24 protein-coding genes and 1 pseudogene are annotated in these 25,425 nt (G+C 42.0%); 16 read left to right on the forward strand and 9 right to left on the reverse strand.

What is annotated here, in order from left to right:
- Positions 1-50: 50 nt before the first annotated feature.
- Positions 51-1,334, forward strand: a complete 1,284-nt coding sequence (gene fahA / locus ACZIX4_RS09830) for a fumarylacetoacetase (RefSeq protein ID WP_463335457.1) — start codon at positions 51-53, stop codon at positions 1,332-1,334.
- A gap of 101 nt (positions 1,335-1,435) precedes the next feature.
- Here the strand turns inward: fahA and ACZIX4_RS09835 are convergent, their stop codons facing one another.
- Positions 1,436-2,245 carry a 1-acyl-sn-glycerol-3-phosphate acyltransferase gene (locus ACZIX4_RS09835; protein ID WP_463335458.1) on the reverse strand — a complete coding sequence of 270 codons (810 nt, stop codon included), beginning with the start codon at positions 2,243-2,245 and terminating at the stop codon, positions 1,436-1,438.
- A gap of 568 nt (positions 2,246-2,813) precedes the next feature.
- On the opposite strand from ACZIX4_RS09835, the gene ACZIX4_RS09840 reads away from it, so the two are divergent.
- From ACZIX4_RS09840 to ACZIX4_RS09855, 4 genes are all read left to right on the forward strand, one after another.
- On the forward strand, positions 2,814-3,452 hold the full coding sequence (locus ACZIX4_RS09840) for a GNAT family N-acetyltransferase (RefSeq protein WP_463335459.1): 639 nt from the start codon (positions 2,814-2,816) through the stop codon (positions 3,450-3,452).
- A complete protein-coding gene (locus ACZIX4_RS09845) occupies positions 3,445-4,641 on the forward strand; it encodes an argininosuccinate synthase (protein WP_463335460.1) in 1,197 nt (398 codons plus the stop codon). Before ACZIX4_RS09840 ends, ACZIX4_RS09845 begins: the two co-directional genes overlap by 8 nt.
- On the forward strand, positions 4,634-5,611 hold the full coding sequence (gene argC / locus ACZIX4_RS09850) for an N-acetyl-gamma-glutamyl-phosphate reductase (protein WP_463335461.1): 978 nt from the start codon (positions 4,634-4,636) through the stop codon (positions 5,609-5,611). Before ACZIX4_RS09845 ends, argC begins: the two co-directional genes overlap by 8 nt.
- 103 nt (positions 5,612-5,714) lie before the next feature.
- Positions 5,715-6,848: an aspartate aminotransferase family protein gene (locus tag ACZIX4_RS09855; RefSeq protein WP_463335462.1), complete on the forward strand. Its 1,134-nt coding sequence runs from the start codon at positions 5,715-5,717 to the stop codon at positions 6,846-6,848.
- A 99-nt stretch (positions 6,849-6,947) separates the two neighbouring features.
- Here the strand turns inward: ACZIX4_RS09855 and ACZIX4_RS09860 are convergent, their stop codons facing one another.
- From ACZIX4_RS09860 to hpt, 4 genes are all read right to left on the reverse strand, one after another.
- Positions 6,948-7,658, reverse strand: a complete 711-nt coding sequence (locus ACZIX4_RS09860; RefSeq protein ID WP_463335463.1) for a hypothetical protein — start codon at positions 7,656-7,658, stop codon at positions 6,948-6,950.
- 135 nt (positions 7,659-7,793) lie between these two features.
- Positions 7,794-9,071, reverse strand: coding sequence for a hemolysin family protein (locus ACZIX4_RS09865; RefSeq protein ID WP_463335464.1), 1,278 nt, complete (start codon positions 9,069-9,071; stop codon positions 7,794-7,796).
- A gap of 11 nt (positions 9,072-9,082) precedes the next feature.
- Complete coding sequence (locus ACZIX4_RS09870) at positions 9,083-9,658, reverse strand: adenylate kinase (RefSeq protein WP_463335465.1); 576 nt, start codon at positions 9,656-9,658, stop codon at positions 9,083-9,085.
- 27 nt (positions 9,659-9,685) lie between these two features.
- Positions 9,686-10,213, reverse strand: coding sequence for a hypoxanthine phosphoribosyltransferase (gene hpt, locus ACZIX4_RS09875; protein WP_463335466.1), 528 nt, complete (start codon positions 10,211-10,213; stop codon positions 9,686-9,688).
- 188 nt (positions 10,214-10,401) lie between these two features.
- Between hpt and ACZIX4_RS09880 the strand changes: the two genes are divergently transcribed.
- The 6 genes from ACZIX4_RS09880 (at position 10,402) to ACZIX4_RS09905 (ending at position 16,462) form a co-directional block, all read left to right on the forward strand.
- Positions 10,402-11,679, forward strand: a complete 1,278-nt coding sequence (locus ACZIX4_RS09880) for a PQQ-dependent sugar dehydrogenase (protein WP_463335467.1) — start codon at positions 10,402-10,404, stop codon at positions 11,677-11,679.
- A 177-nt stretch (positions 11,680-11,856) separates the two neighbouring features.
- Positions 11,857-12,378 carry a porin family protein gene (locus ACZIX4_RS09885; protein ID WP_463335468.1) on the forward strand — a complete coding sequence of 174 codons (522 nt, stop codon included), beginning with the start codon at positions 11,857-11,859 and terminating at the stop codon, positions 12,376-12,378.
- A 31-nt stretch (positions 12,379-12,409) separates the two neighbouring features.
- Complete coding sequence (locus tag ACZIX4_RS09890) at positions 12,410-12,958, forward strand: porin family protein (protein ID WP_463335469.1); 549 nt, start codon at positions 12,410-12,412, stop codon at positions 12,956-12,958.
- Between the two features lie 146 nt (positions 12,959-13,104).
- Positions 13,105-13,521 carry a type II 3-dehydroquinate dehydratase gene (aroQ, locus tag ACZIX4_RS09895; RefSeq protein ID WP_463335470.1) on the forward strand — a complete coding sequence of 139 codons (417 nt, stop codon included), beginning with the start codon at positions 13,105-13,107 and terminating at the stop codon, positions 13,519-13,521.
- 1 nt (position 13,522) lies between these two features.
- A complete protein-coding gene (locus ACZIX4_RS09900) occupies positions 13,523-15,997 on the forward strand; it encodes a DUF5686 family protein (RefSeq protein ID WP_463335471.1) in 2,475 nt (824 codons plus the stop codon).
- A gap of 96 nt (positions 15,998-16,093) precedes the next feature.
- Positions 16,094-16,462, forward strand: coding sequence for a hypothetical protein (locus ACZIX4_RS09905; protein WP_463335472.1), 369 nt, complete (start codon positions 16,094-16,096; stop codon positions 16,460-16,462).
- A gap of 94 nt (positions 16,463-16,556) precedes the next feature.
- Here ACZIX4_RS09905 and ACZIX4_RS09910 read toward each other — a convergent pair whose 3' ends face one another.
- From ACZIX4_RS09910 to ACZIX4_RS09920, 3 genes are read right to left on the reverse strand one after another with little or no spacing between them, the layout of a single operon-like run.
- Complete coding sequence (locus ACZIX4_RS09910; protein ID WP_463335473.1) at positions 16,557-16,889, reverse strand: tRNA-binding protein; 333 nt, start codon at positions 16,887-16,889, stop codon at positions 16,557-16,559.
- A 1-nt stretch (position 16,890) separates the two neighbouring features.
- Complete coding sequence (locus tag ACZIX4_RS09915) at positions 16,891-17,121, reverse strand: hypothetical protein (protein WP_463335474.1); 231 nt, start codon at positions 17,119-17,121, stop codon at positions 16,891-16,893.
- A gap of 9 nt (positions 17,122-17,130) precedes the next feature.
- Positions 17,131-18,096, reverse strand: coding sequence for a Gfo/Idh/MocA family protein (locus tag ACZIX4_RS09920; RefSeq protein WP_463335475.1), 966 nt, complete (start codon positions 18,094-18,096; stop codon positions 17,131-17,133).
- 170 nt (positions 18,097-18,266) lie between these two features.
- Here ACZIX4_RS09920 and ACZIX4_RS09925 point away from each other — a divergent pair, with 170 nt between their 5' ends.
- Positions 18,267-18,914, forward strand: coding sequence for a protein-L-isoaspartate(D-aspartate) O-methyltransferase (locus tag ACZIX4_RS09925; RefSeq protein WP_463335476.1), 648 nt, complete (start codon positions 18,267-18,269; stop codon positions 18,912-18,914).
- A gap of 16 nt (positions 18,915-18,930) precedes the next feature.
- Complete coding sequence (locus ACZIX4_RS09930; protein WP_463335477.1) at positions 18,931-22,677, forward strand: transglutaminase domain-containing protein; 3,747 nt, start codon at positions 18,931-18,933, stop codon at positions 22,675-22,677.
- 64 nt (positions 22,678-22,741) lie between these two features.
- On the opposite strand, the gene ACZIX4_RS09935 is transcribed toward ACZIX4_RS09930, so the two are convergent.
- A complete protein-coding gene (locus ACZIX4_RS09935; RefSeq protein ID WP_463335478.1) occupies positions 22,742-23,119 on the reverse strand; it encodes a PH domain-containing protein in 378 nt (125 codons plus the stop codon).
- A 156-nt stretch (positions 23,120-23,275) separates the two neighbouring features.
- Between ACZIX4_RS09935 and ACZIX4_RS09940 the strand changes: the two are divergent.
- From ACZIX4_RS09940 to ACZIX4_RS09950, 3 genes and pseudogenes are all read left to right on the forward strand, one after another.
- Positions 23,276-24,163, forward strand: a pseudogene (locus ACZIX4_RS09940) (YifB family Mg chelatase-like AAA ATPase); the annotation flags it as partial.
- A gap of 61 nt (positions 24,164-24,224) precedes the next feature.
- Positions 24,225-24,953, forward strand: coding sequence for a GNAT family N-acetyltransferase (locus tag ACZIX4_RS09945; RefSeq protein ID WP_463335479.1), 729 nt, complete (start codon positions 24,225-24,227; stop codon positions 24,951-24,953).
- Positions 24,919-25,371, forward strand: coding sequence for a hypothetical protein (locus ACZIX4_RS09950; RefSeq protein ID WP_463335480.1), 453 nt, complete (start codon positions 24,919-24,921; stop codon positions 25,369-25,371). The genes ACZIX4_RS09945 and ACZIX4_RS09950 overlap by 35 nt, the downstream gene beginning before the upstream one ends.
- The last annotated feature ends 54 nt before the right edge of the window (positions 25,372-25,425 follow it).

The raw sequence follows: 25,425 nt of genomic DNA on the forward strand, positions 1-25,425 counted from the left end.
TTGGTAAAAAGATAAAACATTAACACATACAAATAACACAATATAACGATATGCCATTATCAGCAAACGATCCGACAAGAAAATCCTGGCTTAATGTACCGAAAGACAGTGATTTCCCCATACAAAACATTCCCTTTGGTGTATTCATCACCAAAGACGATGTGGTGACCATAGGTACCCGCATAGGCGATTTTGCCATAGACCTTGGTGCCCTGCAACAACTTAATTACTTTGAAGGTATAGAACTTACCGACGATATGTTTATGCAGGACACGCTCAACGACTTTATAAGCGACGGCAAAAAAACATGGCGCTTGGTGCGTAACCGTATTGCCGAAATTTTTGATGAAAACAATACCCTGCTTAAAGATAACGAAGCCCACCGCGAAGTGGTAATATTCCACATCTCGGATATTGAAATGCAATTACCGGTGCTGATTGGTGATTATACCGACTTTTATAGCAGCAAGGAACACGCTACCAATGTAGGTAAAATGTTCCGCGACCCTGAAAATGCACTGCTGCCTAACTGGCTGCACCTGCCTGTAGGCTACCACGGACGTTCGTCTACTATTGTTCCGTCGGGAATACCGGTGCACAGGCCGATGGGACAAACATTGCCAAACGGCGAAACACAGCCTGTTTTCGGGCCGAGTAAGCTGGTAGATTTTGAGTTGGAAATGGCGTTTATTACTACCGATGCTAATATTATGGGCGAATGCGTTCCTGTAGAGGAAGCCGAGGAGCATATTTTTGGATTGGTATTGTTTAACGACTGGAGTGCCCGCGACATACAGAAATGGGAATATGTGCCGCTTGGGCCATTCCTTGCTAAAAACTTTGCATCGTCTGTTTCTCCGTGGATTGTAACGCTTGATGCGCTGGAGCCGTTCCGTACCGAAGGCCCTGCACAAGACCCTAAACCATTGGAATACCTGCAACAGGAAGGCGCGCATTCATTTGACATTAATCTTCAGGTAGCCATACAGCCCGAAGAAGCTGAGGAAACCGTAATAAGCAACAGTAACTTTAAGTATATGTACTGGAGCATGGCACAACAGCTGGCGCACCACACTGTAAACGGCTGTCGCGTAAACAGTGGCGACCTTATGGGCAGCGGCACAATAAGCGGTCCTACTGAGGACAGCTTTGGCTCCATGCTGGAACTTACCTGGGGCGGCAAGAACCCGCTTACGCTAAAAGACGGCACCGAACGTAAGTTTATAAACGACGGCGATACTGTCATTATGAGAGGGTATTGTCAAAATGATACGGTTAGGATAGGCTTTGGTGAAGTAAGCAGTAAATTATTACCACCGGTTTATAAGAAGTAATTTTCATTATTGCCTTGCTTCACGTCCGTCATTGAGAACGTGAAAAACATAAAATAAAAACGCTCCATTTAGGAGCGTTTTTATTTTATAAGAGATAGGATTTACTGCTGATTTTTAAGCGCATACAAATCATCCCTGAGCTGCTGTAATACTGAAGGATTAAAGTTTTTGGTATCTTCAGCGGTCAATAGTATGGGTTTTCCAATGGTCATTTTTAAAACATGTCCCCTTTTATTAAAAAGCTCAGAGATTAGTTTAGACGTTTGCAGCATAGGATGGATGGATTTCAGAAGGCTGAAAAACAGCCCGTTATTACCATGAAAGTATATCGGCAGGATAGGCACACCTGCTTTGCAGATTATTTTTCCAACGGCAGGATGCCACTCCCTGTCGGTAATCTTTTTTGTTTTAAAGTCGTATGATGAAACTTCACCGGCGGGGAATATTGCTACAGGTGTACCGTCTTTAAGTATCTGGAATGTAGATTTTAAACCACTGATACTCGATGCGTTTTTTATATTTTCAAACGGGTTTACTGCAATGATGCTCTTTTCAAGATTTGGAATTTGTTTCAGCAGGAAGTTGCCCATATACAGCGTATCCGGGCGCATTTTGGCAATGGTGGTTAATATTGCCAACGACTCTATACCGCCATAGGGATGGTTTGCAATAGCTATAAATGCACCATCGGCCGGGATGTTCTGCAATCCGGCATCGTCTACGTGTACTTTCACACCTATTTTATGCAATACATGGCTTGAAAAATCAGCACCTTCAAGGTCTCCGGCTTCTTTTACAACCATATTTAATTCGTTTATTTTCAAAACTTTCATCAGGTAAGAAGGCAGCCACGGAAGGGGTATTTTACAAAGCCCGGCAGCTTCAGAGAATTTTTCTTTGGTAATCAGCATAATCCTGCGGTGTATAAAAATTTTCTAATCCGGCAAATATACTTTTACTGTACATCAGCGTGTTATGCCAACATTACATTATCAACACCAATATGTACGGGAATATTTTTTCAAATTTAATTCCGGTTCATTTCGCTTTTTTGCAAAATAAATATCAGTAAAATTTACACTCACTCCATTTTTGGAGCGCTTTTTGTATGGAATATGTTGCAGAAAAGTGCGCAGGGGGCTTTTTTATGGGGTATTTGCAAAACGTATAAATTTTGAAGAAAAATTAACCTTATATTTTTTCAAATGGTTTACATTTGCAACCGTAAATAAAGCTGAAACGCCCTTACAAATTAGTGTTCATTTTTATTTTAATAAGGAATTGAAAACAACAACTGTTTTTACATCGTCTGTAATTGGGGAACTTGCTTATATCAGCAACCTTAATTCTTTCCTGAGCCCGAGGCGCTTCAGGCCGTAACGGTCTGCTTTATTTTTGGGTGGGTCCGTCCTGCCCGTATCCCACGAAACTATCCTATTTATTTTATTGACTTTCATATACTTTATTTCTTAAGCTGAAATGAATATATCTATTATAATAGCCGGAGAAGAGCACTACAAGTTTGCGCAGGAAATCGTAGATACCATGTACGAGTCTGCCATACAGCGCGGTACCGGTATTGCTAAGCGTACACCTGAATACATCATTGAAAAAATGAAGCATAAGGACGCTGTTATAGCCATAGGCGATGGCAAATTTGCCGGTTTCTGCTACATAGAAAGCTGGAGCCATGGCAAGTTTGTAGCCAATTCGGGCCTTATAGTACACCCTGATTTCCGTAACCATGGCCTTGCCAAAAAGATTAAGGAAAAGGTTTTTAACTACTCGCAGGAAAAATACCCGGGCGCCAAGATATTCGGTATCACTACTGGTCTTGCCGTGATGAAAATCAACTCAGAGTTGGGCTACAAGCCCGTACCTTTCAGCGAACTGACCGATGACCCTTCATTCTGGAAAGGGTGCAGCGGCTGCAATAACTACGATATACTGCAACGCAAAGAGTACAAAATGTGCCTTTGTACAGGGATGCTGTATGACCCTGCCGATAAAAAGAACAAACAAGAAGATTCCAAATACGATTTTAACCAAAAAGTGCTGACACGCCTTAAAAGCATAAAACAGGCACTTTTTCTTAAAAAAGACAAAGAAAATGAGTAAAAAAGTGGTTTTGGCATACAGCGGGGGCTTAGATACCTCGTACTGCCTTAAGTACCTGAAGAACGAACTGGGGTATGAAGTGCATACCATACTTATTAATACCGGTGGCTTTGGCGAAGAAGAGTTGCAGGCCATAGAAAAGCGTGCTTACGAACTGGGCAGCGCTAACCACCTTAACCTTGATATTATAGACAAGTACTACGAAAAAGCCATTAAATACCTTGTGTATGGCAATGTACTTAAAAACAATACCTACCCGCTTTCGGTAAGTGCAGAGCGTGTGTTCCAGGCACTGGAAACAGTACGCTATGCCAAGAAAGTTGGTGCCGAGGCCATTTCGCATGGTAGTACAGGTGCCGGTAACGACCAGATTCGTTTTGACCTGGTGTTCCAGACCATAGCTCCGGAAACGACTATCATTACCCCTATTCGCGACCTGAAGCTTACCCGCCAGGAAGAGGTAGAATACCTTCAAAAGAACGGTGTGGAGTACAGCTGGGAAAAAGCCCAATACTCTATCAACAAAGGTATCTGGGGTACCAGCGTAGGCGGTAAGGAAACCCTTACTTCAGGGCAGCCCCTACCCGATTCGGCATACCCTTCGCAACTGCAAAAAACAGAAGCGGAGAAAGTTGTCCTTCACTTTGAAAAAGGTGAGCTTGTAGGCCTTAATGGCGAATTTGACAAGCCTGCTACAAATATACAGAAGCTGGAAGCACTTGCATCGGCATTTGCCATTGGTCGTGATATTCACGTGGGCGATACCATTATCGGTATTAAAGGCCGTGTAGGCTTTGAAGCTGCGGCTCCGCTTATCATCATTAAAGCGCACCACCTGCTTGAAAAACATACGTTGGGCAAGTGGCAGCAGTACTGGAAAGAGCAACTGGGCAACTGGTACGGTATGCTGTTCCACGAGGGGCAATACCTTGACCCTGTGATGCGTAACATAGAAACGTTCCTTGAGGATACTCAGAAGACTGTAACAGGAACCGTGACCATAAGCCTTAAACCTTACCACTTCTCACTTGATGGTATTGAGTCAGAGCATGACCTTATGAACAGTGGCTTTGGCCAATACGGTGAGGTAAACAATGCCTGGACAGCTGATGATGCTAAAGGCTTCATTAAGATTGTAGGCAATGCGCAAAACATTTATGCGCACGTAAACAACGAAAAATATGATTAAGATAGGCATCATAGGCGGAAGCGGTTACACAGCAGGCGAACTTTTACGTTTACTTGCCAATCACCCTGAGGCCACTATCGATTTTGTGTACAGTACCACCAATGCCGGTAGCCCCGTGGCTTCGGTACACGAAGATCTTTACGGTACGCTTGACGTTAATTTTACCGATACGGTAAACCCTGATGTTGATATGGTGTTCCTGTGCTTGGGGCATGGTAAATCACTTGCGTTCCTGCAAGCCAATGCTTTTTCTGATTCAACTAAAATTATCGACTTAGGCAATGATTTCCGTTTGGAAAAAGACGCTGCGTTTAATGGCAAAACCTTTGTTTACGGACTTCCGGAATTAAACCGTGAGGCAATAAAGTTGGCTCAATACATAGCCAATCCGGGCTGTTTTGCTACCGCGATACAGTTGGCACTACTACCACTGGCTAAAAATGACTTGCTGGCTGATACCGTTCATGTTAATGCTACAACGGGCAGTACGGGCGCAGGCGTTATGCCATCGGCTACGTCACACCACCCATGGAGGATGGGCAACATGAGCCACTATAAGGCGTTTAACCACCAGCACCTTGGCGAGATTGTACAAAGCCTTCAGCAACTGCAAAACGGTTTTGATGATGAAGTACTTTTCATTCCTAACCGTGGCGATTTTGCACGTGGTATTTTTGCTACGCTGTATACTAAGGTATCACTTGATTTTGAATCGGTTGTGAAGCTGTATAACGAATATTATGCAGGCGAACCGTTTGTAAAAGTTACTACAAGCAGCATCAATATGAAGTTGGTCCTACAAACCAACAACTGTTTTATCAGCCTGGAACAACACGGCAAGCAGTTGCTGATAACATCGGTAATAGATAACCTTGTGAAAGGCGCCAGTGGACAGGCGATTGAAAACATGAACCTGATGTTCGGGCTGGAAGAAACCACCGGACTGAAGCTGAAAGCGGCAGGGTTTTAAAAGCCCCCTATCCCCCACACGAGCGAAGCGAACTGGCGAAGCAAAGGGGGAGATTGGAATGAGCAACAATGAACTATAAACAACAAACTATAAACTTAAAAGCATGAGTTTATTTAACGTATATCCCATATATAACATTACCCCGGTAAAAGCGCTGGGGGCTAAAGTTTGGGACGACAAAGGCCAGGAATACCTGGATTTTTACGGAGGCCACGGCGTAATTTCTGCCGGGCATTCGCACCCTGATTATGTAAAGGCAGTAAGCGAGCAGGTTGCCAAAATAGGATTTTATTCTAACTCAATAGAAAACCCTATACAGGAAGCCCTTGGTAAAAAACTACCGGAGCTTGCAGGTTATGCTGATTTTACACTTTTCCTGTGTAATTCAGGTGCTGAAGCCAATGAGAACGCACTGAAACTTGCGTCATTCCACAACGGTAAAAAGAAGATCATAGCGTTTAAAAAAGCATTCCACGGGCGTACCTCTGCTGCGGTTGCCGCTACCGATAACCCATCGATAATAGCACCTGTTAATGCAGGTCACGAAGTAATATTCCTTGAGCTTAACGACGAAGCTGCTTTTAATGCAGAAATTACTAAAGGCGATGTAAGTTGCGTTATCATAGAAGGCATACAAGGCGTCGGTGGCCTTGACCAGGCTACGAGTGAGTTCTTCAAAACCATTGAAAAAGCCTGTAACGACAATAATGTTGTGCTTATCCTTGATGAGATACAAAGCGGTTACGGACGTTCGGGTAAGTTCTTTGCACACCAGTGGCATGGCATTACCCCGGATATCATAAGCCTTGCAAAAGGTATGGGTAATGGCTTCCCTATCGGCGGCATACTGATTTCTCCTAAGTTTGAAGCAAAGTACGGCATACTGGGTACTACCTTTGGCGGTAACCACTTGGCTTGTGCGGCTGCGCTTTCGGTACTGGATATCATCGAGAAAGAAAACCTGATAGCCAACGTGAATGAAATCAGTGCTTACTTTAAAGAAAAAGCCGCTGAAATCCCTGAGGTTAAAAATATAAAAGGCCGTGGATTGATGCTTGGCCTTGAGTTTGACTACGATGTTACAGAGCTTCGCAAGAAACTGATATACAACGAGCATATCTTCACAGGCAATGCATCGCAAAAGAACCTGTTGCGCATCCTCCCTCCCCTTTCAATAACAAAGGCCGATGTGGATGTGTTTTTTAAGGGGCTTAAAAAGGCGCTTCAAACCGCATAGTTACAATTGATAATATCTGTTATAAAAAGTAAGAGCCGCTAATTTAGCGGCTCTCTTATTTCCTGAAAATAAAAACAGGCTATCTCAAATATTACAGTTCTAACGGCTTGCCTGAATAGCATGCCTCATAATATCAATTTCTTCTTTCTGCCCTGTTGCAAATTTAGAGGCATAGGAAAGATATTTATCGAAGAGCTGGTTCTTATCAGCCCTATCTGTAAAAATTGCCATTAAAGATCCGCGTAGTAACTGCGAGGGAAGAAAAGGCGCAAAAGTTGTCCATTCAGGCTTATCGGCACTATTGTTTTTATAAGGCAGTGTATTAAAAAGATAATCTATCTTTTTGAGAGAGTCAGTTCTTGGTACCACTTCATTTTTAACAAACAGAAACACTTTGCTATAAAATTCATCAGCAATGCGTTCAAGGGCTTCCTTGCTGTCTACAGGATGCTCATTGATATAAATATCAACTTCATCGGGCGAATTATAAATTCCGGCTTTATTCTCCGGAACCATTAGGGAGTTCAGGTTGATTTTTACCAAAGGAAATTCATCGAGCTTATTATCTAATAAAAATTTATTGTATAATTCAGTTATAGGTTCACTGTAGACAGACAGGTAAAAACAGGCCTTTATATAATTTGGCTTTATAAAGATAATCGTAAACCGATATTTCAGCTCTCCAATACGGAATTCGTATTCAGCATAGTGATCCCTGATAAACTTCTTGTTTCTCAGTGTAAGACCTTCGCTATACACTTTTTGACTGAAAGCTTCAGTAACTCCCTCTTCTATTTGTCTTCGGTTCATTTCATTTTTTAGATTAAGGGATATCGTTGGTAGTAATGCTAATTTACATTTTTTCGATAATTTTAATAAACAAAGTGGCGTAAACTTTTTAGAGCTAAAAAGTTTACGCCACTTTGTTTATTAAATACTATATGCTTACTCTTTCAGCGAGCGTACACGTACTTTATCTATTTTTACACCGTCCATGTCTACCACCTGTAGTTCAAAAAGGTGCCAGTGCAGCTTTTCACCTTCTTTAGGTATATAGCTTAACTCAGTCATTATAAGCCCGCTAACTGTGGTTACCTCATATTCATTGATAAGCTCATCCAAGTCGAAATACGTAAGGAAATCGTGCAGCGGATAATGCCCGTCTACCAGCCATGTGCCTTCCCCTTCTGCAACGAGTTTAAACTCATCTTCGTAGAAGTCGGCTGCATCACCTACCAGTGCCTCAAGGATGTCGTTAAGGGTTATCACCCCCTGAAAAACACCGTATTCGTCAGTAACAAGGGCATAATGCACCTTGGTTTTTTTGAATATTTCCAACGCCTTATAAGCCGAAGTATGTTCTATAAGATATACTGGTTCTTTAATGATATCGCTAAGCCTGAAACCTTCACGGTCGAAGTTGGCAAAAATATCCTTCAGCAGTACCACCCCTTTAACTTCGTCAAGGTTATTACCTTCACTTACAGGATACATACTGTGAAGTTCTTCAAGCATTACTTCACGTATCTTTTCCCTGTCAAAATCAGCAGTAAGGTAACTAACCGACTTACGGTGCGTCATAAGCGAGTTCACTTTACGGTCGCCAATATGGAAAACACGCTCCATAATGTCATGCTCTATTTCCTGCACTTCGCCGCCTTCGGTACCTTCCTTTATTATGGCCTTGATTTCCTCTTCGGTTACTTTACCGTCGGCAGTAGGGCGTATGTTGAATATCCTCATAAGCCCGTCGGTACTTACGGTAAGCAGCCATATAAACGGTGCGGTAACAATGCTTATGTATTTCATAGGCACGGCCACCAGCTTCGCTATACTTTCAGGATAGGTAAGCCCTACCCTTTTAGGCAATAGTTCACCCAGTACCAGTGAAAAGAAGGTAAGGATAACAACTACTATACCTACCGAAATGTTATCGGCATACGGTTTCAGTGCCGGTATGCCTTCTATAAATACACGTACATCGTCGGTTACTTTATCGCCCGAATAAATACCCGTAAGGATACCTATAAGCGTTATACCTATCTGTACCGTACTCAGGAATTTGTTAGGTGCATTGGCAAGATCCAGTGCGGTCTGTGCACTCGTATTGCCTTTTTTTGCAGCGGTTTCCAACCGGTTCTTGCGCGCAGAAATAAGCGCAATCTCACTCATGGAGAACACACCGTTAAGGATAATAAGGAATAATATTATGGCTATTTCCAATCCTGAAATATTTAGTTAAGACTGTCAATTACCAGGCCAAGCCTTTCGGTAACTTCTTCTACACTCCCTATACCGTCTACTTCATAGAATTTTCCTTGTTTCTTATAGTAATCGGCCAGTGGGGCAGTTTTGTTATTGTATTCTTCGTAGCGGTTGCGTATCAGGGTTTCATCCTGGTCGTCCGGGCGGCCGCTGGTTTTACCGCGCTCTAAAAGGCGTTGTACCAGTATCTCATCATTAGCCTCAAGTGCTACAGTAGCGTCTACCTGCCAGCCTTTGCTTATAAGGAATGCATCAAGTGCTTCAGCCTGTGGTATGGTACGTGGGAAGCCGTCAAACAAAAAGCCTGCAGTACCCTCGTGCTTGGCTACTTCGTCTTCAAGCATTTTTATGGTAAGTGAATCCGGAACCAGGTCACCTTTGTCCATAAATGCTTTGGCCTGTTTGCCCAGTTCGGTTTCGTTTTTAATATTAAACCGGAAAACGTCGCCTGTAGAAATATGCGTAAGGTTGTATTTCCCTTTTAGAAATTCTGCCTGGGTACCTTTACCTGCACCCGGTTTTCCGAATAGTACAATATTAATCATCGTGTGTTATATAAAGTTTAGAGTATTTTATTTCAATTGGTATACTTCAGGCAGGTTACGCCCCAGCCCGTCATAGTCCAGCCCATAGCCCACTATAAATTTATTAGGTATTTCAAACCCGATATAATCCAGTGTAATGTCTTTTGTATAGGCTTCAGGCTTAAAGAACAATGTAGCTATTTTCAGCTGTTTTACACCCTTATCGGTAAACATTTTTACAAGCTCTTCTACAGTATTACCGGTATCTACTATGTCTTCTATGATTACCACAGTACGGCCTTCAAGGCTCTGGTTCAGCCCGATAAGCTGTTTTACTTCGCCGGTGCTGCCGGTACCCTCGTAGCTGGCTACCTTTACAAAGCTTACCTCGCAGTTGGCGCTGTAGTGCTTTACAAAATCTGAAACCACCATAAATGCCCCGTTCAGCACGCCCACAAACACGGGGACTTCACCTTTAAGGTCATTTTCCACCTGTGTGGCAAGGGCTTTTAGCCGGGTATCTATTTCGGCAGCCGGTATAAACGGCACAAAATATTTATCGTGAAGCTGTATCACTGTTTTTGCTGGTTTTTAAAGCTACAAATATACTAATTGTAGTACAGCCGATTATACTGCTTACCCTATTTTGTAATAATTTTATGAATGTTAAAATAAGTCTAATTTTCAATAAGTTAACAGAGGTTATGCACTTATGGCAGTAAATTTATGACTGAAGAAAAAAATTTAAGAGCCCATATCCGCTTATGAAAAACCTTTCGCTTCCCCTACTATTCACTGCCCTGTGCCTGCTTACCGCCTGCCAGGAAAAGAAAATAACCCGCGAAGAAAAACAGGACGCACAGGCCGAAGGCAGTACTACGGTACAAACCGCCATAGGCCCGCTTACGCTGCCTGCCCCCTATAGTACTGAGAGTGTTACTAAACGCAACACCATAATTGACTGGCCTGAAGATGAAACTCCTGCCGCGCCGCAGGGTTTTACCGTAACCAAATTTGCAGGTGAACTTAAGAATCCACGCAATACTTATATTGCCCCTAACGGCGATATTTTTGTAGCCGAAAGTGGTACCGCTATGAGTGCCGACCGCATTACCATGTTCCGCGATGCGCATAAAAACGGTACTTATGAAGCCCGTTATGTTTTTGCGCAAGACCTTGAGCAGCCTTACGGTATGCTGGTACTGGGCAACAGCTTTTATATAGCCAATACCGATGGCTTGTACCAATTTGCCTATAAAGCAGGCGATACCGAACTAAAAGGTACAGGTAAAAAAATAGTGGAACTACCTGCCGGTGGGTACAACAACCACTGGACGCGCAACCTGCTGGCCAGCGCCGATGGCAAACAGATATACATATCGGTAGGTTCAGGTAGTAATGTAGGCGAAAACGGTATGGAGAATGAAGTCCGCCGTGCCAACATACTAGTAGTAAACCTTGACGGTTCGGGTGAAAAGGTTTTTGCTTCGGGGTTGCGAAACCCTGTGGGTATGGACTGGAACCCGGTTACCAAACAGTTGTGGACTGCCGTAAACGAACGCGATGAACTGGGCGACGGGCTGGTACCCGATTATGTAACCGGCGTGCGCGAAGGCGGCTTTTACGGCTGGCCCTACTCCTATTACGGGCAGATAGAAGACCCAAGGCTGAAAGAACAGGCTAGGGATAAAGTAGCTTCGGCCATAGTGCCCGATGTGCCCGTGGGTGCGCATACGGCATCGTTGGGGCTGGCGTTTTATACCGGCACTGCATTCCCTGAAAAATACCGCAACGGCGTTTTTGTGGGCCAGCACGGCAGCTGGAACCGCAGTACGCTCAGCGGTTACAAAGTAATCTTTATTCCGTTTAAGGACGGAAGCCCATCGGGTCCGCCGGAAGATTTCCTTACCGGTTTTATTGCAGACGAAAACAAAGCCAAATGCTATGGCCGCCCTGTAGATGTTACCGTAATGAATGATGGTTCGCTACTGATAAACGACGACAGCGGCAACACACTGTGGCAGGTGAGCTTTAAAAAATAATTCCCAACATCTCCCCCCTTGTCCCGCAGTGCGTTACAACCTGCGGGACTTTTTTATGGCAATTCTTCAGGTTACTAATTTTCTGTAAAATTTAACAATAGTGGTTAAATCCGTTTTAAAGTTTCTCTTTTTAACACTCCTTTTCTCTACTTTTGCGAGGTAAACCAATACACATACATGAAGAAAATTATTTTTACAATGGCCGCTGTAGTATGCACTTTGGCTGCGCATGCCCAGTTTGGGATTAAGGGAGGTTTTAACTTTGCAAACTTCAGGGGCGATGATGCCGATGGGTTTAACGTACTTACCAGCTACCATGTTGGAGCGGTATACGAAAACCATTTTGGGAAGTATTTTTCATTCCAGCCGGAGTTACTGTATTCAGTACAGGGAGCAAAAGCCGATGACGAGAAGATAAAGCTGGGGTATTTTAATGTACCATTGATGCTCAAGGTATACCCTACCTCAGGCTTTAACATACAGGCAGGCCCACAGTTTGGTATGCTGATTAATGAGAGTGACAACTTTAAATCTTATGACAGCCAAACGTTTGATTTTGCACTGGCGGCAGGTATTGAGTTTTATGTTACAGACAATATCTTCCTGCAGGCACGCTATGTAAGTGGTACTAAAAAGGTAGCCGATACAGCTGAGATTAAAAACTCTGTAGTACAGGCTTCAGTAGGTATAATGTTCTAATAAAAACAATATTTAACCAAGACTATTAATTATGAAAAAACTATTTATTGCAGCTATGATGGTGCTGGGCGCCTACACTGCACAGGCACAGGGAGTAGATTTCGGTATTAAAGCCGGGGCTAACTTTGCAAACTTTAACGGTGACGATGTAAACACTGACGGTGTTACAAGCTGGCATGCAGGTGCGGTACTGGAACTAAACCTTGTACCAAGCTTCTCTATACAAGGTGAGGCTATTTACTCTTCACAAGGGGCAAAAGTTGAGGATACCGATTTAAAACTGGATTATGTAAATGTACCGGTATTGGCTAAATTTTATATACTTCCTGAAAAGGTAAGTATCGTAGCAGGACCTCAGTTTTCATTCCTTACTAAGGACACTGAAGACTTTAAGGCGAAAAGCACCGATCTTGGACTTGCGGGTGGTGTAGAAGCAAAAATTATTGCAGGCCTTTTTGTACAGGCACGTTATACTATTGGTCTTACAAACATCAACGATACTAATCCTGATAGTGAATTATATGCAGGAGATGTTAAAAACGGTGTATTCCAACTTTCAGTAGGCTATAATTTCTTCTAAGAAAGCTCAGAACAATATTTATTAAACGGACGGGATTGTACCTGTCCGTTTTTTTATGGAGATAACTGTTAAATTTTTCTGTACGGTAACTACAGAAAATTCTTCGGTTAATTATCTTTACTATACCAAAAAGCAAACACGAAAAGATGAAGATTATAATTATTAACGGCCCTAACCTAAACCTGCTGGGGAAACGCGAACCCGAAGTATACGGTAGCACCACCTTTGAAGATTATTTTGCTACCCTGCAACAGAAGTACCCCGGTACGGAACTGCAGTATTACCAGAGTAACATAGAAGGCGAACTGATTACCAAAATACAGGATGTAGGCTTTAGCTATGACGGCATTATACTGAATGCAGGTGCGTACACACACACTTCTGTAGGTATAGCCGATGCTGTAAAAGCGGTAACCACACCGGTTATAGAGGTGCATATAAGCAACACCTTTTCACGCGAGAGCTTCAGGCACCAGTCGTACCTGTCGCCGGTATCAGCAGGGGTTATTATAGGTTTCGGGCTAAAAAGCTACGAACTGGCCCTGCAATCGTTCCTGATGTAATATGAAAAACACCTTTGCTGTACTACTGTTTTTTATTACCCTTGCGGTAAATGCCCAGGTAACCGGCACCATAACCGACAAAGCGGGTAACACATTGCCTTTTGTATCGGTAACCGTGCAGGATACCTACAATACTACTTTGGCAAACGAAGCCGGGCAGTATACCCTTGACATTTCTAAAAAAGGTAAGTACAGCCTGGTATTCCGGATGATTGGCTACAAAGTGAAAGAAACGGTGGTAAATGCCACTACCCTGCCCTATAGCTTTAACGTAGTACTTGATACAGATAACTATAAGGCTGCCGCCCTTCCTGAAGAACAAAAAAAACATATTGCCGACAGTATTATCAGCCACGCCATAAAGCAGCGTAAAGTGAATGCAGCTAAAATGGCACAATTTGAGGCAGATTTTTATTCTAAAGGAACATTACGGATAAACAATGTACCGAAGAAAATACTCTGGCAGCAGATAGGCGACCTTGGAGCATCGGTAGATACCAGCGGTAACGGGATTATTTACCTGAGCGAAACCATCAGTAAAATAAAGTACAAGGCACCTGATAATATACATGAACAAGTTTTAGCCAGCCGCGTTAGTGGGGAAGACAACGGTTTCAGTTATAACAATGCCGATGCCGCCTGGTTTGATTTTTACCAAAATTACCTGCCTTTTGAGGTAAATGTAATATCGCCACTGGCAGGCAATGCCAAGGGCTACTACCGCTACAGTACAGAGGGTATTTTCTATGCTGAAAATAACCAGCTTATTTATAAGATTAAGGTCAGCCCCAAGACCAAAACCTCCCCTACTGCCGAAGGTTTTATTTACATTGTAGGCGCTACAGGTGAAATCTACGCTACCGACCTTACCCTGAAAGGCAGCACTATAAAACAACCTTTGCTCAACACCTTTACCATTAGGCAAAGCTTTGGCTACAACGCACAGGAAAAACTATGGAGCAAAAATGGCCAGGTAGTATTGTTTGACCTGAGTGTGCTGTCGGTACGTGCTTACGGCACTATGAGTTATGTATACAGCAACTATAATTTTAAACCTGATTTCACTGAAGATACTTTTGGTTCCGAGATACAGCGTTTTGAGAACGAAAGTAATACAAAGCCCCAAAGCCATTGGAACAGTAACCGCCCAATTCCATTGAATACGGACGAGCGCGACGATTACATTGCAAAAGAAAAATTGGAAGCCGAGCGCAATACTACGGCCTATAAAGACAGTACGGATGCCCTGCGTAACAAGTTTAAATGGACGTCTATACCATTAGGATACACCTACCACAATACAGCCGAAAATTGGGAAATTGCCTTTACCGGGCTGGCACGCCGGTTGGCATTTAATACCGTGCAGGCCTACTGGCTCGGGCCGGGTTTTGAGTTTAAAAAATCGTATGTTGATAATACCTATACAGCCATTGGCACAGATTTAAACTATGGTTTTGCAGAACAGCGTTTCCGCGCCACAGGGCATATAGAACATAAGTTTAATAACTTCAGTAAGCGTATTATCCGCCTTAGTGGGGGCAGCAGCATAGAACAATACAACCCCGAAAAGCCGATTAATAAAATTGTAAACAGTATCAGCACACTGTTTTTCAGGGATAATTATATGAAACTGTACGATAATAATTTTGTGCGGATTAATTACGAAGAAGAAGTGCTGAACGGGTTGCACTTATACGGCAGCGTTGAATACACACGCCGCCACGCATTAAGAAATAATACGGACTTTAGTACCCTGAAAGACAAGTATCATCCTTATACTTCAAACAACCCATTGTTGCCTTGGGATTTTGATACACCTGCATTCCTTAAACACGAAATGCTGAAAGCATCGGTTACGGCAAGGGTTAACTTCGGGCAAACCTACCGCACACGCCCCGATGGCCGCGAAACCATATCAGACCCTGACTATCCGCAACTGTGGCTTAAATATGAAAAAGGCTTTGCCAGCAGCATAAAGGATTATGAGTTTAACCACCTTTCGGCACGCCTGAGGTATGATATTACCATAGGCAATGCAGGCGAACTAGGCACGGCATTCCGTTCGGGTGTATTTTTAAACAGTGGTAATGTTGCTTTCCCGGACTGGAAACATTTTAACGGCAACCAAACCCATGTAGGCCGCAGTGAACGCTACCTGAATGTATTTAACCTGCTGCCCTATTACGACCACAGCACAAATGACCGCTATTTTGAAGCCCATATGGAGCATAATTTTAAAGGCTACCTTACCGATGCAATACCGGTATTCAATAAGCTTCAATATTATCTGGTGGCCGGTGCCCACTACCTTGCCACACCGGAACATAACCCGTATATGGAATTTACCATAGGGCTGGATAATGTAGGCTGGGGTAAGTTCAGGCTGCTACGGTTTGACTATGTGCGCTCTTATGAAGGCGGTTTCCGTGGAGACGGGGTTATTTTCGGGCTTACATTTATCGACTTTTTAGAATAGTCCTAAAGTTGCATTAAAAAAGCCGCACGCTATGGGAAAAGTTATATAAAGTACTATATTTGCACTTTTGAAATTAAACACAAAAAACGACTTACCGTGGAACATCCGAGTGCGCAGAAACTGATTAACAAGATCCAGGTCGACCTTTTTAAAAATGGTTTTGAAGCAGAACGCTTAGTTACTGACCTGAAAAAGCTACGCGAATATTCGCTTGAGGAAAACAACCCAGTGCTTACCAAAGCCCTGCGCCTTACTTACGAACACATAGAGGCCAACGGCGCTTTCCTTATCCCAATTCCGGATGATGAGCCTATAGAAGGCGAAGAATTGCTGACCGACGAAGCTAACACTACTGAAAACAACCTTGAAAGCCTTGAGTACCTTGTGTCGCTTTTCAGCGACCTGAGCCACAAGAACAACCTTTCAGACCTTAGGGAATACAACAAAGCCCTGCTTGCTTTTTAATCTGAAACAATAGTTTTATATACAAACAGTCCCGCCAATGGCGGGACTGTTTTGTTTTGTGTCTATCCGGGAAACAGAAATATGTTTCTTTTATTTATCCGATACGTAATCCGTTTTCTACTTTAAAATCGGGTGAAAGCAATACCACATCACCTTCCTGCCCTACGGCTCCCAACACCAGGCATTCGCTTATAAAATTAGCAATCTGCTTTTTAGGGAAGTTTACCACCGCTATAATCTGCCTGTCGATGAGTACTTCTTTAGTATAGCGTTTTGTAATTTGCGCAGACGATTTTAATATGCCTATCGTTGTGCCAAAATCTATAGTAAGCTGGTAAGCCGGTTTGCGTGCATTTGGAAAATCATTTACTTCAATAATAGTCCCTATACGCATTTCGGTTTTTTCAAATTCTTCCCAGGTAAGCATGTTAATTACTTTTTTTGGCATTCATAATCTGCCACTGGTCATTGATGTATTTTACTTTTCGTACCTCTTTCATAATATCTTCATGCTCTTCAGCATAATAGTCGGTACTTTTGCCTTCTTCTGCATCAAGGTCTGCTGCACGTTCCAGTAAATTTATCATTACAGGTTTCAGCTTTTCCTTTACAATTGCAGGCATATCATTAAACAAAGTTTCTAATTCTTGTTTCAGCATGTCGGTCAATTACTTATTAAAGCACTCAATAATTTTATACGCTACCCTAAGTGCTTCGGTACCATCTTTAAGTGTTACTACCGGTTCTGTACCGTTGTTTATGGCATCGGCAAAAGTTTCCAGTTCGTCCAGTATGGCGTTGTTTGCTTCAATTTCAGGGTTTTCGAAATAAATCTGTTTTTTAAGCCCCTCAGCATTTTGAAGTATAATGTCGAAATCGCCCGGTGTTTCAGGGGCATCTTTCATTTTTACCACCTCACAGGTTTTGTCAAGGAAATCAACAGATATATAAGCATCCCTCTGGAAGAAACGGCTCTTACGCATGTTCTTTAATGAAATACGGCTCGCAGTAAGGTTTGCCACACATCCGTTTTCAAATTCTATACGTGCGTTCGCAATATCAGGAGTTTCACTGATTACCGATACACCGCTGGCGCTTATAGCTTTTACGGGTGATTTTACCACACTTAGTATCACGTCTATATCGTGTATCATAAGATCCAGCACCACAGGCACATCGGTTCCGCGTGGGTTAAACTCGGCAAGGCGGTGCGTTTCTATAAACATAGGGGTTTCTATCTTGGTGCGGGTAGCTATGAACGCGGGATTAAAGCGCTCTACGTGGCCCACCTGCCCCTTTATGTTAAATTGATTTGCCAGCGATATAATCTCGTCGGCTTCCTCAATAGTGTTTGCTATAGGTTTTTCTATAAAGATGTGCTTCCCTGCCGTAATGGCTTCTTTGGCACAATCGAAATGCGATAATGTAGGGGTTACTATATCCACTACGTCTACGGCATTGATAAGTTCTGTTATGGTATCGAATTTTGTATAGCCAAATTCTTTTGAAACCTTGTCAGCATTTTCGCTGTTCGGGTCGAAGAAACCCACAAGTTCGTATTTATCAGACTGGTTTAGCAAACGCAGGTGTATCTTTCCAAGGTGGCCTGCGCCCAAAACGCCAACTTTTAGCATAAGGATGATATTTTAAAACAAAAGTAAGATTATTTAATTCGAATTTCCAAAAAATAGCGGGTTAAGTATAACGAATTATTCAATAAAAAGTGCAACTTTAGCGTTTAACATTTGTTTTGGAAATTATTAAGATTGTTTGCTATTTTTACCAAAATTAACAGCCTTTAAGATTGAAAGATACCGCCAAACATCAGGGATTACGTAACCAACTTGTAACCGTACTGGAACAGAAAGGAATTACTGACAGGAACGTGCTCGACGCTATAAAAAAAGTGCCGCGCCACCTGTTCCTAAATTCCAGTTTTGAAGACTATGCATACCAGGACAAGGCGTTTCCTATAGGTGCGGGACAAACTATTTCGCAACCTTATACTGTGGCGTACCAAAGCCAGCTGCTACAGGTGAAAAAGGGCGATAAGGTACTTGAAATAGGTACCGGCAGCGGTTACCAGACTGCAGTATTGTTTGCCATGGGGGCTGCCGTACACAGTGTAGAACGCCAGAGCGAACTGTTTAAAACCACTTCGGTATTATTGCCGAAGTTGGGCATCCGCCCGAAGCATCTGTCATTTGGCGATGGCTATAAGGGCCTGCCGAACTTTGCCCCGTTTGACAGTATTATTGTTACCGCAGGTGCACCCATGATACCCAAACCGCTTATGGCACAGCTAAAAGTTGGCGGAAGGCTGGTAATACCTGTGGGCGGAGAAAATGAGGTACAGATGATGAACCTACTGATACGTATTGACGAAACCCGCTTTGAAAAGCACGAACTCGGGGAGTTCCGTTTTGTGCCATTGCTGGAAAATAAGAACTAACAACCTTTTATTAATTATGAGAAAATTACTTTTAGCATTATTGCTGGTAGCGGGTATGGTACATGCCCAAACCAGCCAGGACAAAGTTTGGGACCTGCTGCTGAAAAACAAGCGCGAAGAAGCCCGCAAGCTTTTTGATAAGGACCTGAAGAAAAAGAAAGATACCAGTGTAGAGTTGGTACTCCTCGACGCAATTATTGATGAAGAACTGGGCAGGATATCGTTTGACAGCGGGGTACTGAAAAGCTTTTCTAAATTTCCGGAGAGTAAGGATTTGCTATACCCTATATGGTATAAATCTTTTGGATTGGGCAACGTAAACTCTGAAGGGTACGATGATTTTTCATACGAAAAAGCAGACTATTTAGCCGGTGTAGATGCCTATAAAAACGACCTCCTGGTACTGTACAATAAAGCGATTTTTGACCGCAGGAGGCGTAATTTTGATGGCTATGCCAGCAATATAGCAAAGCTTGCCCCTATAGAAAAATGGCAGTTTTGTGGTGTGTTTGAAAACATGAACGGCAGTGGCCTGGAAACCGACTATGAGCCGGAAACCTACGCAAAAAATGATAAGACGTTTAATGCTAACAGTAACGGTCTTGTAAACTGGTATAATCCTGCAATACCACAAAAAGAAGGTTACCATTTTTACTACAACGAAAATGAATACGGCAACGGTATTATCTATGCGCAAACCTTTATAAGCAGCCCTGAGGATAAAACCGTGGTGCTGAACTTTGCTGCAGGTGGCCCGTTAAAGGTATTTGTAAACGATGTGGAGGTGTACGTTAACGATAAAATGGAAACTACCGACCTTAACGCTTACAAGCTAAAATTCACATTGAAAAAAGGTATAAACAGGCTGTTGTTTAAATCGTCTGTAGACGGCAGGGGCGATTACTTTTTTGCTTCGGTAAGGGATGCTAATGGTAACCCGGTAGCCGGGCTGGAATATTTTGACACCTATAAACCTTACAACAAAAGCACAGCTACAGACCTGAATGCTGAAGAAGTACTTCCTGATTTTGAGGCATACCTGATTAAGAAATGTAAAGAACAGCCAAACAACCCGTTGTATGCAATTTTACTGTTTGATGCTTATAACAACAACCATAAGGATGAGCAGGCATTTGACGCTATAGAAGCACTTTCAAAAAAATATCCGGGCAGTTCGCTTGTTAATACCATGCTTATTACACATTATTCGCATACCGATGATGATAATAAGGTAGAAGAACTTACCAAAAACATGATGCGTGATGATGAAAATTATTACTACAGCGTAATCTCTAAGTTTAACGACAGTAACTTCCTTAAGGAATCAAACATATCAGAACTTGAAAAGTATAAGGAAAAAGCGGGTAAGCTGCTTTCGCCTAACTATTCGCTGTTGTTTGATTACATCATTGCCTTAAGGAATTCTGATGTTGACCTTTCGTTTAAAAAGCTTGAGGAGTTTTTAGCAAATACACACAACAACGAAATGTATACTGCCACTTTTGCCGGTATGTATACTTCGCTTAAAAATGATAAGGACAAGACCCTTGCCATTTATGAAAAGCTTGTAAAAGACCGCGAAAATCCTGAAGCTATAAACAGGCTGATAGATTACTACAACGACATGAACCGTAAGGACGATGTGAGAAAGCTTGTGAACGAGCGTATACAGCGTTACCCTTATTTTAATGACGTGTATGACGATGCTATAACACTGGCAAACAACGATAATAATTATGATGAAGCACTTAAGTACAGCGATACCGGCCTTAAGAACTTCCCGTATTCGTTTAACCTGCTGGAAGAAAAAGGCAGGAGCTACAACTCTTTAAAGAATACTAAGGAAGCCGAAAAGTATTTCCGTGAGGCGCTGGTGCACCATTCGGGTAACAACAAGCTGAGGAAAACACTGTATGATATTACCAAAGTGCCTGATGAACTTGAAGAAGTGGCGACTAAAGATGTGTACCCCCTTATAAAACAGCGCAGGAATTCTAAAATGCCATGTAACTATGGCGTAAACATACTGCTTGATGAGTACATTGTAAACATACTGCCTGAAGGTGGCCGCAAGAGCAAGGTTACGTACATCTACGAGGTAATTGCCGAAAACGGCGTTGAGGAACTTAAGGAATATGAAATAAACGGTAGTGGCCTTAACGTTATTAAGGCTGAGATTGTAAAACCAGACGGCAGCCTTGTTCCGGGTGAACAAAATTATGGTACTGTTGTGTTTACCAACCTTAAGGTGGGCGACGTGGTACACGTATGTTACGAAACTACAGATAACAGCTACGGACGTTTTTACAAAGATTTTACACTTGATTATTTCTTTAACGGTGTGTACCCTTCACAGCAGACAACGTTTGGTATTATTTACCCGAACGGCATTACGTTTGCCAATAACATAACTAACGGTGCCATCCCGTCTAAGACTAAAAAGATAAAAGACCGTACCTACATTTACTGGGAACAGAAAAATACACAGGCGCTTCCGTTGTCTGAAGACTATTCGCCACAGTACGGTGATGTTGCCAATAAAATTTCGGTGAGTTCTATCAAATCATGGTCGGATATTTCTAACTGGTATGCCGATCTTGTGAAGAAGAACATCAAAATGGATAACATTGCAATTAAAACCTATAACGAAATTTTCCCTAAAGGTACAGACGGCCTTAAACAGGAAGAAATTGCCTATAAGATTTACAAGTACATAGAAGAGAACATTACGTACAGCTCACTTGACTTTAGGCAGAGTGGTTATGTGCCGCAAAAACCGTCTAAGACCATCACCACAAAACTGGGAGACTGTAAAGACGTTTCTACCCTGTTTGTAGCCATGGCAGAACGTGCCGGGCTTAAGGCAAACCTTGTATTGGTGCAGACTAACGACCGCGGTATAGAATCGCTTAAGTTGCCTGCTATCAGCTTTAACCACTGTATTGTAAAAGTTACCATAGACGGTAAGGAGCATTTTGTGGAAATGACCGATAAGTACCTGCCGTTTAAAGCACTGCCAAGCAGCCTGTACAAGGCCAAGGCGTTGGTAATATCGTTTGACAAGGCTGAGAATGAGAAATCAGCGCTTATCAATATACCGTTTACCAATGCGCTGCCTACCACAATTTCGTCGGTAAGCACAGTAACAATCGATGAAAACAGCAAGAAGTTTGACAACACGCACACTGTAACCGGTGCGTACAAAGCATACTTCAACGAAATGTTTAGCGATGCCACAACTGCTGATGTAAGGAAAAAGGAGTTTGAAGACGACTTTAACAACAAGCTGAGCAAAGTGGTGGTGTTTGAAGACAGCAAGCTGCTGAGCAACGAGCGTTTTTCTCCTGAAATTAAGTACCAGACCAAGTTCTCAGTTTCAGAGAAGCTACAGTCGGTAGGTAGCCTTAAGATTTTTGAGATACCTTTTATCGATAAGATTTACACCAAGGCCATCATCAATACCGAGAAGCGCAATTACGATATTAACTATCCTTCTTACGAAAATGTAAACCACTACAGGAGTGAGGTGATACTGAACCTTCCTGAAGGCAAGAAGTTTAGCGAGATACCGCAAAACCATACATTTACCTACAAGAACCACAAATACAGCCTTACCTACGAGCAGGTAGCGCCAAACAAGCTGAAAGTGGTACGCGATGTAGATACTCCTTGGGATAACATTAGCACGGTGGACTATGCCGCCTACAAGAAATATGTAGAAGATGTTATTGCCGCCGAAGAAGAAATTATCGGGTTTAAATAATGACAGATTTAATAGTAAAAAATAAGGAGACCAATTGGCCTCCTTATTTTTTATGCTCTATATACTATTTCAGTATGTATTCGCTAAGTACTTTGTATACTTCGTTAATGTTATTATCACGGCCAAAGTGTTTAGAAATAGGCTGTGCCTCACCACGTATCCATATCTTCAGTTCGGCATCAAGGTCCAGCATGCCGGCACTTTCCTTACTGAATTTGATAATGCTGCCATACGGTATGGTAAGGTATTGTACTTTACTACCGGTAAGTCCTTGTTTGTCTACCAGTATAAGGCGTTTGCTGGTAAAAACGAACATATCCCTCACCAGTTTATATCCTTTTTCTATCGTTTCGCCACCGACTAATACCGGCCCGAACTCCTCGTTCAGTTTTTCCATGCTTACTTCGCTGGCATGGCCCATAATTGCATTAAATAATCCCATAATTGTTTATTTTAAATATGTAAGGTTAAATTAGTTGATTTACGATTATCGAGCCGTAAAGCCCGGTTAAAAATAAGCCAAAATTAGCGTTACCACTGTGTTATGGTATGAAAAAATATTTGCGTACATTCACCACACCAATTTTACTAACCAAATATGCTCATAAAAGTCTACGGCAGTGCCGTGTTTGGGGTAGAAGCCACTACCATAACCGTTGAAGTAAATATAGATAAGGGTGTAGGTTACCACCTTGTAGGCCTGCCCGATAATGCCGTAAAAGAGAGTAGTTACCGTATAGCTGCCGCATTGAAAAATAACGGCTATAACCTGCCCGGAAAAAAGATAACCATAAACATGGCCCCGGCCGACCTGCGCAAAGAGGGCTCGGCGTACGACCTGACACTTGCCGTAGGTATACTGGCTGCTTCGGGACAGATAAAATCTGAGGAAGTGGACAAGTATATCATTATGGGTGAGCTGTCGCTTGACGGTTCGCTGCAACCCATAAAAGGTGTCCTGCCCATTGCTATAAAGGCAAAAGAAGAAGGTTTTAAAGGCTTTTTCCTGCCGAAGCAAAATGTGAAAGAGGCTGCTATAGTTACGGGGATTGACGTGTACGGACTGGAAAATGTATCGGAAATTATTGACTTCTTTGAAGGCCGTGGCACAATAGAACCTACTGTAATAAATACGCGTGAGGAGTTTTATAAAACATTAGACTTCCCGGAGTTTGATTTTACGGACGTAAAAGGCCAGGAATCTATAAAACGCTGTATGGAAATAGCCGCCGCTGGCGGACACAACATTATATTGATAGGGCCTCCGGGTGCAGGAAAAACCATGCTAGCTAAACGATTACCCAGTATATTGCCACCCATGACCCTACGTGAGGCTCTTGAAACCACCAAGATACACAGTGTGGCAGGCAAAATAAAAAATGTAGGGTTGATGAACCAAAGGCCGTTCCGTAGTCCACACCACAGCGCTTCGTCTGTCTCCCTTGTAGGAGGTGGAAGTTTTCCACAGCCTGGGGAAATCAGAATTTAACATATTAAATGTGTGGGATATTTTAAGTAATTAAATATCAATAAAATGTGGTTTGAATATGGAGATTAAATTTACAGCGAATCAAAAGCATATTAGTCAAATTACTGCCTGGCTATTCAATGAACAGCAAAAGGGAGTGTACTTCTATAATAACTTTACAGGTATAGCTTCATGCTTAACCAATAATAATTTTGTTTATATAGTTGTCGATGACAAAGCCATAGGTTTTATAAATTATTCGCTTACAACGGATGGTAGAGAATGCCTTATTGAAATTGCATGCGTTCAAAATGAATATCGAAGAAAAGGATATGGGCAGATTCTACTTAATGCATTGATTGAAAAACTTAAATCAAAAGGATGTCTATTGATGTATTTATATTGCGCTCCAAGGTCTTCAAGAACTGCATGGAAGAGATTAGGGTTTGAAAAATTTGCTGTTATTAATAATTATATATGGATGTATAGACCACTTGTAGAGGTCTTGAAACCATTAGCTAGAAAAAAGAAGTTAGAAAGTTATATAGCGTTATGGAAAAAAGAAGATGGTTTGGTTCGGGAGGATGATAAACCTGATGTAATGTGGGATGTTATAAATTTTGATAAACCAATTATTTATCCAGCTGATGATAAATGGAAACTGAAGTACGTTAGGGATGGCAAAACCATTTCTAATAATGAAGTTTATCGCACCTCTTTTGCTAAAGCTGAATCTTTAAAATTTACAATTATTCATAATCAAAAACAATTATATGCATACAACAACTATCTCAGATGTAACTCTTAGGATTTCTTATGACACGATTCAAGTAGCAGTTGCGAGAATAGTCCCACTTGGAACGAATTACGTAGAGATTGAAGTGACATTTATTCTAACAGCTCCAAATCTTATACGCCCTTTTGGTATTTTTCAAAAGAAATTTAATATTAATGAAGTTAATACAGCATCATATGTAAACTTAATTCAAAGTGTATTACATAATTTTTTTAATTATCCTGATGAAGCATTAACGCATTACCAGATTAATCTATTAAGAGTCAATTTTGACCTAAAAATTGAAGGAAATGATAATGATATTAAAGTCTGTAAAGATTTTTCAAATTTTGCAAAAGGGACGTATGTTTATGTGAATAGTTACAATCAACAAGTATATCCAGATAGAACCGACGTAGGATTTGACGAAATATTCAAGAACCTTGAGTAATTGGATTTAATTCTTTGAGGGACTCATTATAAGGTTTGGGTAAATAAACCCAAG

Source organism: Flavobacterium niveum (assembly GCF_055231775.1).